Here is a 14,026-nt window from a genome sequence, read left to right as displayed (position 1 = left end):
GAAAGAGGGGCATGCTATCCATAAGGAGGGTCTTTATGATTTATTTGACCTTAATATTATGTTTTATATGCTCCGTTCTTTTAACACCGCTGGTAAAACGACTGGCCTTTAAGATAGGAGCAACAGACAAACCAAATAATCGAAAAGTCCATGAAAAAGTGATGCCTCGTTTAGGTGGTTTAGCAATTTATTTAAGCTTCATGCTCGGTGTGCTAATCTTCTCACCAAATAAAGAAGTGCATATCCCAATCATGGTCGGTGCATTTATCATCGTTGTAATCGGTATGTTAGATGATAAATATCAATTACCTGCTAAATATAAATTGCTAGGGCAAATTGCTGCTGCATTAATCGTAGTTTTTTGGGGAAATGTGGAAGTTGAATTTATTAACAACCCATTCTTTGGCGATAATCGAATCGACTTTGGTTATTTTGCCATCCCTATTACAATCTTATGGATTGTTGGTGTGACGAATGCAATTAACCTAATTGATGGTCTTGACGGATTAGCAGCTGGAGTATCATCGATTGCGCTATTTACGATTGCTGGGATGGCTGTATTCATGGGGAATACGTATGTAATTGCCATGGCTTCTTTGTTAATGGTAGCTACACTCGGGTTTCTTGTCTTTAACTTTCATCCAGCGAAAATATTTATGGGTGATACAGGTGCTCTCTTTTTAGGATATATGATTGCTGTCTTGTCATTGCTCGGCTTTAAAAATGTAACAGTGATTTCGTTTATTATCCCTATTTTAATTTTAGGTGTCCCATTATCCGATACGATTTTTGCGATATTTAGAAGGATTTTAAACAAACAACCGATATCAGCACCAGATAAATCACATCTCCATCATTGCTTATTGAATGCAGGCTTTACCCATCGCCAAACAGTCTTATTAATTTACGCGATGGCAGCTACTTTTGGCATGATTGCCATTATCTTCTCTCAAGCAAAAGTATGGGGAGCCATCTTACTAATAGCCGTTGTCCTTGTAATGCTCGAATTATTTGCCGAACTGATCGGTCTACTCGGGAAAGACTACCAGCCCTTATTGAAAAGACTCAAAGGAAAAGGCAACTGATACAAAAGCTAACCAATTTGGTTAGCTTTTTTTGTAGATTAAGAGGTTGATAAGGTTGATAAGGTTGATAAGGGAAAAAAGCTTTATCTAGAGCCATTGGTTAACTACAAAAGTGGCGAGAGCTGTTAGAAGGATGATGCCGAATAGAAGGTAGAATGGGAACTGCGCACGATCCGTGGATCCTATTTGTGTAAAAGTGAAAGAGAATAAGAGAGAACTGCGCGTAAATAGTATATGCGCGCAAAAAGAAGAAGGAAGAGCCTGAGTACTGCGCGTAAATCGAGTATACGCGCAAAAGTAAGAGAGAAAGATCACGAAATTGCGCGCAAGCGGTGTATACGCGCAAAAATGAGAGGGAAAAGCCAGGGAACTGCGCACAAATGGCATATACGCGCAAAAGTAAGGGAGAAAAATCACAGAATTGCGCGCAAGCCGAGTATACGCGCAAAAATGAGAGGAAAAAGCCAGGGAACTGCGCACAAATGGCATATACGCGCAAAAGTAAGGGAGAAAAATCACAGAATTGCGCGCAAGCGGTGTATACGCGCAAAAGCAAGAGGGAAAAGTCGGAGAACTGCGCGCAAATGGCATATACGCGCAAAAGTAAGGGAGAAAAATCACGGAATTGCGCGCAAGCCGTGTATACGCGCAAAAATGAGAGGAAAAAGCCAGGGAACTGCGCACAAATGGCATATACGCGCAAAAGTAAGCGAGAAAGAGCACGGAATTGCGCGCAAGCGGTGTATACGCGCAAAAGCAAGAGGGAAAAGTCGGAGAACTGCGCGCAAATGGCATATACGCGCAAAAGTAAGAGAGAAAGATCACAGAATTGCGCGCAAGCGGTGTATACGCGCAAAAATGAGAGGGAAAAGCCGGAGAACTGCGCGCAAATGGCATATACGCGCAAAAGTAAGAGAGAAAGATCACGGAATTGCGCGGAAGCCGAGTAAATGCGCAAAACAGAGAGAGAAAAGCCAGGGAACTGCGCACAAGCCGTGTATAAGTGCAAAAGCCAAAAGGAGAAGGCTGAGAAGTGCGGGAAAGCCATGTATAAGTGTAAAGTAACAAGAAACGGAGATGCATGTAAAAATTCCCGTACATTCTTATAAAAAGGCTATCAATTGCTTTATAAGGTGCCCCTTTAATTGAAGAGAAAAAAATAGAAAGAAGTCTGGACAAACGAGATATGCCCATACCACTAGCTAGAAAATAAGAGAGAATGAGCCCACCCAAGAGAGAACATACACGTACAACAGAACAGTATGAGTAAGGTGTGCCTGAATAAAAACCCCCAAACAGTTTTTTGTTTGGGGGTTCCTATAAAGCATAATTCTATTAATATCCGCTATTGTAACCAGCTTCACTTGATTCAGTAGAGATTTCGCCGTCTGTTGAACTCTCGCCATTTGTCGGATTAGTAGATTCATTTTGTCCGAGGTTCGTAGTCCCTAAATCAAGATGGCTTTGTAGTTCTGAAATAACTTCCTGTAATCCAGTATCATCTATTTGATAATAATACACACGATTACCATTAGAGTTTGGTAAGTACATATCTTGACCTTTGAGATTGAGCATTTCAATATCTGGAGTCATGCCACTAGAAGTCGCATAACTAATAAGTGATTTCATTTGGTCGAAGGAAAGGTCTGTTTCCATATTGTTTCCGACTGCTTCGATGACATCCCCGTATTTCGAAATAGCATCTACTGATACGGCTTTTTTCATCATTGCTTTAACGATTTCTTGTTGTCTTTGCCCGCGCATAATATCATTATCTTGCTTTCTCGTACGTGCTAGCGCTAATGCTTCTTCCCCATTTAATGTTTGCAAGCCTTCTTCTAATTGAATAGCCCCTGCGTTGTCATTTGAGTCTTGCTCAGATAAGGCATAAGGTACTTCTACTTCTACTCCACCTAGGGCATCAATAATCTCAATGAATGCATCAAAATTTAACTTTAAGTAAAAATCAATGGGAATATCGAGTAGCTGCTCAACCGTTTCAATAGAAGTGAGTGGTCCGCCGTGAGCGTGAGCATGGGTGATTTTGTCTTGATAACCAAGCTTAGGAATCTGAACATAAGAATCACGAGGGATGCTTAATAGTTTAATAGATTTTGATTCCTTATTAAATGTTGCGACCATTAATGCATCTGAACGCGCTGAATTACTAAAACCCCGTTTACTACTATCATCAACTCCGATAATGAGTAGTGAAAAGTTATCAACATCAGGTTGTACAGCTACATCTCGCTTGGTTTCTCTTTCTAGTGGATTATATGTGCTGTTCATCGCTGTCTCTGCTTTATTATAGAGATAGGCACCGTAGGCAGTGGCACTTAGGGCAAGGACTAGTAGAGGAAGAAGGATAAATGCGAAAACACGTCTTCTGCGCTTCACTTTACGTCTCCTCACCTTTTGGGCATTACGACCATCATAAGACATATGATTGCTCCTTTATTAGTAAAAATTTAATCGATTCTTTACATAGTTAATGTTTATTTTACAATGGATTTGCATATACGTAAAATATTTACTCAGAAATTGTCGATTCTAAATATAACACGTCACCTTCAGTTATTTCTGCTTGTCCATTTGTTAATTCGATCATCCAGGCATTGAAGTTAGCTGTTTCTTCATCTTTTACATAAGTTTCAATTTCAACAAGATCGGCATAATGGATTTCTTTTATTGCATAAATGGAAGCGCGTAATTCATTTTCTAGTTTTCCAAGAAAGGTATAATCAACTTTTGTATGCATGATGCGCATTAGCTTTCTTTCAACTATACCTGTAGCAAGTAAACCTTCGGATGTAGCTTTACCGTAAGCGCGAATTAAACCGCCGGCACCAAGTTTAATGCCACCAAAATAGCGGGTGACTACCACAACAGTATCCTTTAATTGTCTCTTCTTTAACACTTCAAGCATCGGTACACCAGCTGTACCACTCGGTTCACCATCATCGTTAGCTTTCTGAATTAAATCATGCTCACCAATTAAATAGGCAGAACAATTATGAGTGGCATTCCAGTTTTGCTTCTTTATTTTCTGAATAAATTCTTGCGCTTCTTCTTCTGTTTCTGCTCGGTCAATATATGCAATAAATCTAGATTTTTGTATAATAATTTCATGTTCCCCGTACCCTTTAACGGTATGATATTGTGGAAGCAAAAATATCGCTCCTTCCTGCAAGTCTCTTCCTATTATAATTCGACAATCTTCGGAAAACATAAATATTAATAGATTGTAAACAAACTTTAATATTGTCGAATCGTTGAAGTGATATAATAAGTATGTATCTGAGGATAACTATAGATATTGCCAATAATCCTCTTTTTTTAACATAAAATTAGGATATATGACATATAAATAATTTTCAAGCGTGCGACTATTTATCGAATTTTGTGTCAAATGGTATTATTTTCTGCCGCTACACATGGTCGAATACCGCTTTTCAAGGTAAAATAAGGAATAGCAACAACAGGGTATACCCTTGGAGGAATCGCGAATGAGTATAAAAAAATTTGATACGAAGTCGCTCGATTTAATTTTAGAAAAAATGATAGAAACGGTCGGTACGAGTAAGAATGAAATTTTCCGGATTGGTGAGCAATGTCGAAAAGATTATGAGACCTTAACCGAAGAACTGAAAGATGTAAAGGTAATGGTTATTAAAGTCATTGATGAAGGCGACCGTTTAGAAAGTCAAACACGTTTTGCGCGTAAACGATTATCTGAAGTCAGTATGCATTTCAAAGATTATACGGAAGCGCAAGTACGTGATGCATATGAAAAAGCCCATCAATTACAAATGGATCTATCGATGAATCGGCAAATGGAAAAGCAGCTTCGTGACCGGAGAGACGACATTGAAAGAAGATTAGTGGGCGTTAGTGATACGATTGAGCGTGCCGAGCATTTAATTTCCCAAATTACTGTTGTCATGAACTACTTGATGAGTGACATCAAACAAATGGGTGAGATGCTTGAAGATGCGAAGATGAAACAAGAGTTTGGCTTACAAATTATTGAGGCGCAAGAAGAGGAGCGTAAAAGGCTCTCACGTGAAATACATGACGGCCCGGCGCAAATGATGGCGAATGTGATGATGCGCTCTGATTTGATTGAACGTGTTTATAAAGAGCGTGGCACAGATGAAGCCATGGAGGAAATAAGGAATTTAAAGAAAATGGTCAGAAGTGCTTTATATGAGGTCCGAAGAATTATTTATGACCTGAGACCAATGGCTTTAGATGACTTAGGTCTTGTTCCTACATTAAAGAAGTATCTACAAACAATCGAAGAATATCATAATTCGACCAAAATCACTTTCATGAATGTTGGTAAAGAGGTTCGTTTACCAAGTCAATATGAAGTGGCGCTATTCCGACTCATTCAAGAAGCTGTGCAGAATGCGATGAAGCATGCTGATGCAGAAGAGATTATTGTTAAAACTGAAATTAATAATGAAAGAATAGCAGTCGTAATTAGAGATAATGGTAAAGGGTTTGATATTAATAAGAAAAAAGCACAATCCTTTGGTATTATCGGCATGAGAGAAAGAGTTGAACTTCTGGAGGGCCAGCTTTCGATAGATTCCAATATTGGTAAAGGCACAATTATTATTATTCAAGTACCTTATATGAAATAATATTTAATTGATGTTGAAACTGGTCAAACATCATGATAGATATAAAACAGTTGAAGATTGGGAGGGGAAGAACTTGAATACTAAAATAGTAATTATTGACGACCATCAACTTTTCCGAGAGGGCGTAAAACGTATTCTTGATTTTGAAAAAACATTTAACGTGGTAGCAGAAGGTGACGATGGCGACGAAGCGATCAGACTCGTTGAAGAAAATCAACCAGACGTAGTTATCATGGATATTAACATGCCGAATATTAATGGCGTGGAAGCAACGCGTCAATTAGTAGAGAAATATCCAGATTCTAAAGTAATCATTCTTTCAATCCATGATGATGAAAACTATGTAACGCACGCTTTAAAAACCGGAGCAAGTGGTTACCTACTTAAAGAAATGGATGCAGATGCATTAGTTGAGGCAGTAAAAGTAGTTGCAGAGGGTGGTTCTTACCTTCATCCGAAAGTAACGCACAATCTTGTCAATGAATACCGTCGCCTTGCTTCAGAAGGAACTGGCACAACAGGCGCTTATGGACAAATCGAAATCCGTCGTCCGCTACATTTACTTACTAGACGCGAGTGTGAAGTGCTCCAACTTCTTGCAGACGGAAAAAGTAACCGCGGCATCGGTGAAGCATTATATATTAGTGAAAAAACAGTCAAAAACCATGTAAGTAACATCCTGCAAAAAATGAACGTCAATGACCGTACACAAGCGGTTGTCGTAGCCATCAAAAACGGTTGGGTAGAAGTTCGCTAATCCCAGCCTTTCATACATATGAAGAAACACTCCGCATTGGGGTGTTTTTTTGTTGTAAATGCGGATCGGTTCGAAGATAAAAAGGTGGGTCAAGGGAAGGGAAGAAGTCCATTTCATGAAGGGAGAGACATAATTATAAGAAAAATGAGCAATGTAGAAGTTTCGTAGATAATAGGGGAGGAGTAGAACATATGAGTCGCGTGAAAGAAGAAATTGCGATTAAAAAAGAGGACGAGAGCGCAAAAGGTTCGCGACTAGTAAAAGAAGAGAGTGAAAGATAAGTAGGGAAAAAGTGAGAATCGCCACTAATAAAAGAAAAGAGTGAAAGATAAGTAGGGCAAAGGCAAGAATCGCGACTAATAAAAGAAGAAAGTGAAAGATAAGTAGGGAAAAAGTGAGAATCGCGACTAAAAAAAGAAGAGAGGAGAAGATAAGTAGGGCAAAGATGAGAATTGCGACTAATAAAAGAAGAAAGTGAAAGATAAGTAGGGCAAAGGCAAGAATCGCGACTGAAAAAAGAAGAGAGGAGAAGATAAGTAGGGCAAAGGCAAGAATCGCGACTAAAAAAAGAAAGGAGTGAAAGATAAGTAGGGAAAAAGTGAGAATCGCGACTAAAAAAAGAAGAGAGTAGAAGATAAGTAGCGCAAAGATGAGAATCGCGACTAATAAAAAAAGAGAGTGAAAGATAAGTAGCGTAAAAGCGAGAATCCCGACTAATAAAAGAAGAAAGGAGAAGATAAGTAGCTTAAAAGAAGGAACCGCATTAATTTCTCCGATCCCTCTCGAGTCTAAGATATTCGATATAAATATCGCCAAGTCCCCAAGAAAAGGAACCTGAGCTGAGAGTTGCGACACACATAAAAGGGGGATTATCAAATAAAATGTCTAAATCCTAATTTACTCTAGGTGTTTCATAACTGGATCATGGAGGAAGAGTTGACTCATGACCGGAGAAGGAGCTACCATACAATATACATTCAAAGCCTGCGCTCTTACACTATCTCAAAAGTTAAACCCCAGCCTTCGAGTATGAATCAAACCAACCACCCCAAAAGCCCACCAAAAAGTAAAAGATTTCCCCTTAAACCTCTCTAAACTTAATGCATTTTTATTAACTTTCATATAGAATGGTAACAGAACATATAGTAGAGAAAAAAGTGAAGGAGTCACTCTATTTATGAAAACGGCCGTAGTAACGGATAGTACATCTTATATCACACAAGAATTGAGAGAAAAGCTGAATATTCACATGATCCCGCTGAGTGTGATATTTGGCAATGAATCATATAAAGAAGAAATAGAAATCACTGCAGAAAGTTTTTATGAGGAAGTCAAACATAAGGATTTGCCGAAAACATCACAGCCATCCGTAGGTGATTTTGTCACATTGTTTGAAACGTTGAAGCAAGACTATGATGCCATCATCTCCATCCACTTATCAAGCGGGATTAGTGGCACCTATCAAGGGGCAGTATCTGCCGGTAATATGGTTGAAGGCATTACCGTCTATCCTTTTGACTCAGAAATTAGCGCACGTGTACAAGGTTTCTATGTCGTCAAAGCAGCCGAAATGGCAGCTGACGGGAAGTCGCCAGCAGAAATTATGGACAAACTGAATGAAATGAAACAATCCATTCGTGCTTATTTTATGGTTGATGATCTGTCACATCTACAAAGAGGTGGCCGCTTATCAAGTGCGCAAGCAATCTTAGGAAGTCTTCTCCAAGTGAAACCATTGCTTCATTTTGAAAATAAGCTCATCGTGCCATTCGAAAAAATCCGTACCCGTAAAAAAGCAATGAAACGGATCGTGGATTTGTTAGCGGAAGATGCAGCGAGTGGAGAAGCTTATGAAGCCTCTATTATTCATGCAAACCGTTTAGAGGAAGCGCAGAAATGGAAGGAAGAGCTAGAAGCACAATTACCGAATGTCACTTTTGGTATAAGCTATTTTGGTGCCGTTATTGGTACACATCTTGGCGAAGGCTCAATGGGTCTTGGCTGGGTAAAAAAGTAATACATCTACTAAGGAGTTATTATCGCAGACAAAACGAACCACTGCTGAAATAACTCCTTTTTTTAGCCACGAAAGGAGTCTATATGCGAATACTCATGAAAGATCACCTACTCATCCCCGTATTTCACCACGACTCAGCTTCTTACACTATTACAGAACTTCCGAACATCCCTCACCATATTCACAACCCTACATACCGCTTCAATCCACAAATTCAGACATTCCTATTTGGTAAACAATTACTGCTAGATGAAATTTCTCACCCTGTAGAAGAATTATTCACCCATGTGAACGAAGGTTATATCACGCTTCGTCGACCCTTTATAAAAGAAGGTAGAAAAATCAAATGTGCTCGCTGTGGCAGTAGTCATCATTTAGCGACATATCCATGTGCTCGTTGTGGAAATGAGCAATGCCATTATTGTCGCAATTGCTTGATGATGGGGAGAGTGTCGGCTTGTACTCCACTTTTTAGTTGGAATGGACCAAGCCCGAGCACCCTAATAGTCGACCAACCGTTAAAATGGGATGGGACGCTTTCTACAGGACAGCAACAAGCATCTACAGCAGTTGTCGCAGCCATTGATAACAAAAAAGAGTACCTGGTTTGGGCGGTATGTGGCGCAGGTAAAACCGAAGTGCTTTTTGGAGGAATCGCTCATGCACTAAAGCAAGGCCAGCGCGTGTGCCTTGCTACTCCAAGAACAGATGTCGTCTTAGAACTCGCACCCCGTCTGAAAAAAGTGTTTCCCCACACCACGGTTGCCGCACTGTATGGTGGAAGTGAAGACCGGCACCTTTTTGCCAATCTAGTCATCAGTACAACACATCAGTTATTCCGCTTTTATCGTGCTTTTGATACAGTCATTGTTGATGAAGTGGATGCCTTTCCTTACACAATGGATGCCACACTCCAGTATGCTGTTCAGCAAGCGAAAAAGTCTGCAGCTGCCACGATTTATTTAACAGCTACTCCTTCAAGGAAGTGGCAAAAAGAATGTCGGCAAAATAAAAGAGCATATATGACCATCCCTGCTCGTTTCCATCGCTTTCCTTTACCGATTCCTCAATTTAAATGGATTGGACAATGGACAATCCCCCTAAAAAACGCCCGTCTCCCTTTTGTGTTAAAAAAATGGTTACAGCAACGCATTGAAAAAGAGAAACAGGTTTTGCTGTTTATTCCTAAAATTAAGCTAATAGATGATATGCTACCTCTCATACAAAAAATTCATCCTAAAGTGGAGGCAGTGCATGCGGAAGATCCTTTACGAAAAGAAAAAGTCCAGAAAATGAGAAAGCAAGAGACGCTTATTTTACTCACAACGACGATTTTAGAAAGAGGAGTGACTTTTCCTCATATAGATGTTGCTGTATTAGGAGCAGAAGAGCGTATTTTCACAGAAAGTGCGCTTGTTCAAATAGCTGGAAGGGTTGGGAGAAGTGTTGAGGCACCAACAGGAGATGTTGTTTTTTTTCATTATGGTAAAACAACTGCAATGGTACGGGCTAAAAAGCAAATACTGCAAATGAATAAAGAAGCAAAACAAAGGGGCTTACTTCATGAATAGCTGTCTCTATTGTCAAAAAGAAATGCAACTTCCTGGTGGATTTCAAGCATTGTTTCAAAAAGCTGCGCAGTCATTTTGGTGTGAAGACTGTATAGCAAAATGGACATTTATCAAAGGTCCCACTTGCCCAACTTGCCACCGGTGGATGGAAACGGCTGAAATCTGTCTCGACTGTAAGAAGTGGCAGGTGGATCCAATATATAGCGGTTGTCTGGACGAGAATATTTCTGTATTAGCATACAACTCTTTTTGTCAGCAAGTGCTCGCTCAATATAAGTATCGTGGCGATTATATCCTCGCAGTTGCAATTGCTGATTTGCTAAAATCCAAATTAAAACAAATAAGCTTTGATCTTATTACACCGATTCCGCTGAGTGAAGAAAGACGCTATGAAAGAGGGTTCAATCAATCAGAAGCACTGATCACCGCATTAGGCAAAAAGCCCACCATTCTCCTCACCCGTATGCATACAGAAAAACAATCGAAGAAAACAAGAAAGGAAAGATTAGAGACACCACAAGTTTTTCGATTCACGGGTCAACAAGAAATAAGCGGGAAGAAAGTGTTAATCGTCGACGATATTTATACAACAGGTACGACTCTTTATCATGCAGCTAAATTGCTAAAAGAGGCAGGAGCAAGTGAGGTTCGATCATTGACGATGGCAAGAAGTTAAAAAAGTTAGCCGATGCTGACGATATATAGAATAGAAGCTATCAGTAGAGGTGAAAAGAATGGCGGAGATCGCAAACTGCCCTAGATGTAATGCCTTATTTATGAAAAATCAAGTCAGCACCATTTGCCAAGCGTGTTTTAAAAAAGAAGAAGAAGCATACGAAGTCGTATATGCCTTTCTAAGGAAAAGAGAAAATCGTGCTGCTACTATGCAAAGAATAACAGAAGCAACAGGAGTAGAGGAGTGGCTCCTGCAGAAGTTTGTTCGATCAGGTCGATTAAAGGTGGCGCAATTTCCCCAGCTAGGCTATCCTTGCGATCAGTGTGGTACATTAATTCAAGAAGGAAGAATTTGTGAGTCTTGTCGCAAAGCATTACAAAAAGAATTAGAGCAATTTGAACGAGAGCAGGATCGGATAAAAGAAAGAGAGAGAACCTACTATTCTTATAGAGGTAAACAGTCTTAAAGAAGGAAGTCTAAAGAACTAATGTTTACTTCCGGAACGATAGTATGTATGTAAAATTTACTAAAAGTGTAATATCACTTTAAACTCATTCTATTTATACCGATAATAGGAGTAATAAAAGGGACGAAGAAAGCGGGGGATTTATAATGAAGGTTAATCATTTTAACGCGGCAAACCAGGTCAATCCCTACCAACGCCAAGCGAATATGACAAAGCAAGTAGAACAAGCGAAAACGAATCAAGCAGATAAACTCGAAATTTCTTCAAAAGCATTAGAAATGCAAAAAACATCACAATCAGATCCTGCTCGCCAAGCGAAGGTGGAGCAATTAAAAATGCAAGTGGAAAATGGTACGTATCATGTTGATGCGAATGAATTGGCGAAAAGCCTAGTTCAACATTTTCAACAAAAACGCTCTTAAGGAGGGTGTGGTATGTCTGCAGAAGCACTTCTCACTGCGATGGAACGCTTAATATCTTATCATCAAAGCCTTTATGAGCTTGCAGGCCAGAAGACAGATATGATTAAAAAGGGTGATATGGCTGCATTAGATCAGATGCTAAAAGATGAACAAACCCATGTCGCAACAATAAAGAAGCTTGAACAAGCGCGTATCCAGATTGCAGCAAGTCTTGTACCTAGTATCGATAAGCCAACAATAGCAGACTGTATATTAGTACTGGAACAACATGAACAACAAGCTTTACTTGAAAAAAGAGAGCAGTTATCATCCGTTATTGACAAATTAAAAGAGAAAAATCAATTGAATCAACAACTGATTTATCACTCCTTACAATATGTGAATTTATCTATGAATCTCGTCAATCCGAAAGCAGCTGCGCAAAATATGAATTATATTCATCCGCAAAAAGCGAAATCTCAAGCTGCAACAGGAATGTTCCAGTCTAAAGTGTAGGATAGAGAAAAGAGAGGAAACGTTATGAAATCTACTTTTATGGGGTTAGAAACGGCGAAGAGAGCCATACATACACAACAAAGTGCACTCTATACAACCGGGCATAATATTGCCAATGCGAATACTGTAGGATATACGAGACAACGGGTGAACTTTACACAAACAAATGCTTTTCCGTCTGTTGGAATGAATGCGCCATACATGCCAGGACAAATTGGAACGGGTGTTCAGGCAGGATCGGTTCAACGCATACGCGAAGACTATTTGGATGTACAGTACCGTAATGAGCACAATAAATTCGGTTATTGGAATACGAGAAGCAGTGAGCTTTCCCGAATTGAAAGTGTCATGAATGAGCCGTCAGATACTGGCCTTGCGAATACATTAGATCAATTTTGGAATGCTTTGCAAGACTTATCAACTAACCCTGAAGATTCAGGTGCTCGTTCGGTTGTTCGTCAGCGTGGGATTGCCGTGAGTGATACTTTTAATTATTTGGCAGGACAACTGAGCGCTCAGAAAGCAGATGTCGGTGAGCAAATTGATATGAATGTGAAAACAATTAATTCAATCCTCACACAAATTAACCAGATCAATGAGCAAATTGCTAGCGTAGAACCACATGGCTATTTGCCGAATGATTTATATGATAAAAGGGATGTACTTGTTGATCAACTCTCAGGCTTAGTCAACATTAAAGTGAGTGCTACACCAAGTGGTGGGAATGCAAGTAGTCAAGCTGCCGGGAAATATTCGATTGAATTAGTCGATGGGAATGGTAAAAGTGTCGGTACTTTACTCGATGGGAAAAATGATATCGTCCAATCATTGAGTGTCAAAAAAGACCCTGAAACACAAGCTATTGCTAGTTTGCAAATCGGTAATAAATCGATGGCGGCATCAGATTTTACTTCGAAAGGGAGCTTACTTGCGAATATAGATATGTACGGCAAAATAGATGCCACTGGGAAGGAAACAGGTGTTTATTCTGATATGCTTGCGAATCTGGACTTAATGGCTTTCCGCTTTGCCACGGCCTTTAATGCTGTCCATCAAAGTGGCTGGAGTTTATCTGAAATTGAGAGCGGCGTTAAGAACGGTGTGGACTTCTTTGAAATTGGCGATAATGCAGCAGGGGCAGCAGCCAGTATAAAAGTGTCTGATTCAATCATGAATAATTTAAATCATATTGCCGCTTCCTCAAGTAGTGAGTTATTTACGGGTTCTATTACGAAACATGCGGACAACCCATCGACTGGTAACCCAACGATTCTGGGTGCGTTCAGTGGTATTCAAACATATGACACCCCGCCGATCACGATTAGTGAGGCAAAAATTGAGTTGACTTATGATAATGGTTCATGGAAGTACTCCGCTTATGATTTAGACGGCAACCCAATAGCTGACCATCAAAATCAAGCAGTGAAAGAAAATATGAATCTCTTTGGCCTTAAAATCGATACTAGTACAATCTCTAATTTACAATCTGGTTCTACTTGGTCATTTGAGTTAACAGGTATTGGACAAAATCCTTCGAGTGAAAGTTTTGTTGGCGACGGTTCTAATGCAGTTGCTCTGGCAAATGTAAAAGACATGATGCTCGATTTTAATGGATCAGATACAAATATGATGAGCTTCTACCAAGGGATGATTGGTGAGTTAGGAGTAACTACACAAGAGGCAAATCGAATGACGGAAAATGCTGCTACGCTAGCCGACACGGTCCAATTTAACCGTTCTTCTGTAAGTTCGGTCTCTCTTGATGAAGAAATGTCGAATATGATCATGTTTCAACATGCTTATAGTGCAGCGGCTAGACAAATCACTGCAATAGACGAAATGCTTGATACCATCATTAATGGTATGGGCAGAGTTGGAAGATAAGGAG

At 39.7% G+C, this 14,026-nt stretch carries 13 protein-coding genes; 11 read left to right on the top strand and 2 right to left on the bottom strand.

All coding sequences use genetic code 11. The features are described from left to right. The first annotated feature begins 35 nt into the window (after positions 1 to 35). Entirely contained in the window at positions 36 to 1,085 is a 1,050-nt protein-coding gene (locus U9M49_RS10100) for an MraY family glycosyltransferase (protein WP_307319514.1), read from the top strand. A 380-nt stretch (positions 1,086 to 1,465) separates the two neighbouring features. Next, positions 1,466 to 2,035: a hypothetical protein gene (locus U9M49_RS10095; RefSeq protein WP_322909712.1), complete on the top strand. Its 570-nt coding sequence runs from the start codon at positions 1,466 to 1,468 to the stop codon at positions 2,033 to 2,035. A 385-nt stretch (positions 2,036 to 2,420) separates the two neighbouring features. Here U9M49_RS10095 and U9M49_RS10090 read toward each other — a convergent pair whose 3' ends face one another. Both U9M49_RS10090 and U9M49_RS10085 read right to left on the bottom strand, forming a co-directional pair. Then, the gene (locus U9M49_RS10090; RefSeq protein ID WP_322909711.1) at positions 2,421 to 3,527 is read right to left on the bottom strand and encodes an LCP family protein; all 1,107 of its coding nucleotides are present in this window, start codon (positions 3,525 to 3,527) and stop codon (positions 2,421 to 2,423) included. 88 nt (positions 3,528 to 3,615) lie between these two features. After that, positions 3,616 to 4,254, bottom strand: coding sequence for a YigZ family protein (locus tag U9M49_RS10085; protein WP_322909710.1), 639 nt, complete (start codon positions 4,252 to 4,254; stop codon positions 3,616 to 3,618). 337 nt (positions 4,255 to 4,591) lie between these two features. On the opposite strand from U9M49_RS10085, the gene U9M49_RS10080 reads away from it, so the two are divergent. The 9 genes from U9M49_RS10080 (at position 4,592) to flgK (ending at position 14,022) form a co-directional block, all read left to right on the top strand. Further along, positions 4,592 to 5,734 (top strand): sensor histidine kinase, encoded by a 1,143-nt coding sequence (locus tag U9M49_RS10080; protein WP_095371820.1) that lies wholly within the window; start codon positions 4,592 to 4,594, stop codon positions 5,732 to 5,734. A gap of 73 nt (positions 5,735 to 5,807) precedes the next feature. After that, positions 5,808 to 6,491, top strand: coding sequence for a response regulator (locus U9M49_RS10075; RefSeq protein ID WP_224937162.1), 684 nt, complete (start codon positions 5,808 to 5,810; stop codon positions 6,489 to 6,491). Between the two features lie 1,177 nt (positions 6,492 to 7,668). Beyond that, complete coding sequence (locus U9M49_RS10070; protein ID WP_095371821.1) at positions 7,669 to 8,508, top strand: DegV family protein; 840 nt, start codon at positions 7,669 to 7,671, stop codon at positions 8,506 to 8,508. 83 nt (positions 8,509 to 8,591) lie between these two features. Beyond that, positions 8,592 to 10,079 carry a DEAD/DEAH box helicase gene (locus U9M49_RS10065; RefSeq protein ID WP_322909709.1) on the top strand — a complete coding sequence of 496 codons (1,488 nt, stop codon included), beginning with the start codon at positions 8,592 to 8,594 and terminating at the stop codon, positions 10,077 to 10,079. Beyond that, on the top strand, positions 10,072 to 10,755 hold the full coding sequence (locus tag U9M49_RS10060; RefSeq protein WP_322909708.1) for a ComF family protein: 684 nt from the start codon (positions 10,072 to 10,074) through the stop codon (positions 10,753 to 10,755). The genes U9M49_RS10065 and U9M49_RS10060 overlap by 8 nt, the downstream gene beginning before the upstream one ends. A gap of 58 nt (positions 10,756 to 10,813) precedes the next feature. Beyond that, entirely contained in the window at positions 10,814 to 11,221 is a 408-nt protein-coding gene (locus U9M49_RS10055; RefSeq protein ID WP_095371824.1) for a TIGR03826 family flagellar region protein, read from the top strand. A gap of 146 nt (positions 11,222 to 11,367) precedes the next feature. Continuing rightward, positions 11,368 to 11,643: a flagellar biosynthesis anti-sigma factor FlgM gene (gene flgM, locus U9M49_RS10050; protein ID WP_095371825.1), complete on the top strand. Its 276-nt coding sequence runs from the start codon at positions 11,368 to 11,370 to the stop codon at positions 11,641 to 11,643. A 12-nt stretch (positions 11,644 to 11,655) separates the two neighbouring features. Continuing rightward, positions 11,656 to 12,138 (top strand): flagellar protein FlgN, encoded by a 483-nt coding sequence (locus tag U9M49_RS10045; protein ID WP_095371826.1) that lies wholly within the window; start codon positions 11,656 to 11,658, stop codon positions 12,136 to 12,138. Positions 12,139 to 12,162: 24 nt separating this feature from the next. Continuing rightward, entirely contained in the window at positions 12,163 to 14,022 is a 1,860-nt protein-coding gene (gene flgK / locus U9M49_RS10040) for a flagellar hook-associated protein FlgK (RefSeq protein ID WP_322909707.1), read from the top strand. The last annotated feature ends 4 nt before the right edge of the window (positions 14,023 to 14,026 follow it).

Origin of the sequence: Cytobacillus sp. OWB-43, assembly GCF_034651445.1 — a bacterium.
GTDB lineage: Bacteria > Bacillota > Bacilli > Bacillales > Cytobacillaceae > Cytobacillus > Cytobacillus kochii.
Note: the sequence above shows the minus strand (reverse complement) of the source record. Positions and strands in the feature narration are given on the sequence as shown.

Bases quoted from the DNA above. Each gene is read 5' to 3' on its own strand.
- U9M49_RS10100 (WP_307319514.1), top strand. From the start codon at position 36: ATGATTTATTTGACCTTAATATTATGTTTTATATGCTCCGTTCTTTTA.
- U9M49_RS10095 (WP_322909712.1), top strand. From the start codon at position 1,466: ATGGCATATACGCGCAAAAGTAAGGGAGAAAAATCACAGAATTGCGCG.
- U9M49_RS10090 (WP_322909711.1), bottom strand. From the start codon at position 3,527: ATGTCTTATGATGGTCGTAATGCCCAAAAGGTGAGGAGACGTAAAGTG.
- U9M49_RS10080 (WP_095371820.1), top strand. From the start codon at position 4,592: ATGAGTATAAAAAAATTTGATACGAAGTCGCTCGATTTAATTTTAGAA.
- U9M49_RS10070 (WP_095371821.1), top strand. From the start codon at position 7,669: ATGAAAACGGCCGTAGTAACGGATAGTACATCTTATATCACACAAGAA.
- U9M49_RS10065 (WP_322909709.1), top strand. From the start codon at position 8,592: ATGCGAATACTCATGAAAGATCACCTACTCATCCCCGTATTTCACCAC.
- U9M49_RS10060 (WP_322909708.1), top strand. From the start codon at position 10,072: ATGAATAGCTGTCTCTATTGTCAAAAAGAAATGCAACTTCCTGGTGGA.
- U9M49_RS10055 (WP_095371824.1), top strand. From the start codon at position 10,814: ATGGCGGAGATCGCAAACTGCCCTAGATGTAATGCCTTATTTATGAAA.
- flgM (WP_095371825.1), top strand. From the start codon at position 11,368: ATGAAGGTTAATCATTTTAACGCGGCAAACCAGGTCAATCCCTACCAA.
- U9M49_RS10045 (WP_095371826.1), top strand. From the start codon at position 11,656: ATGTCTGCAGAAGCACTTCTCACTGCGATGGAACGCTTAATATCTTAT.
- flgK (WP_322909707.1), top strand. From the start codon at position 12,163: ATGAAATCTACTTTTATGGGGTTAGAAACGGCGAAGAGAGCCATACAT.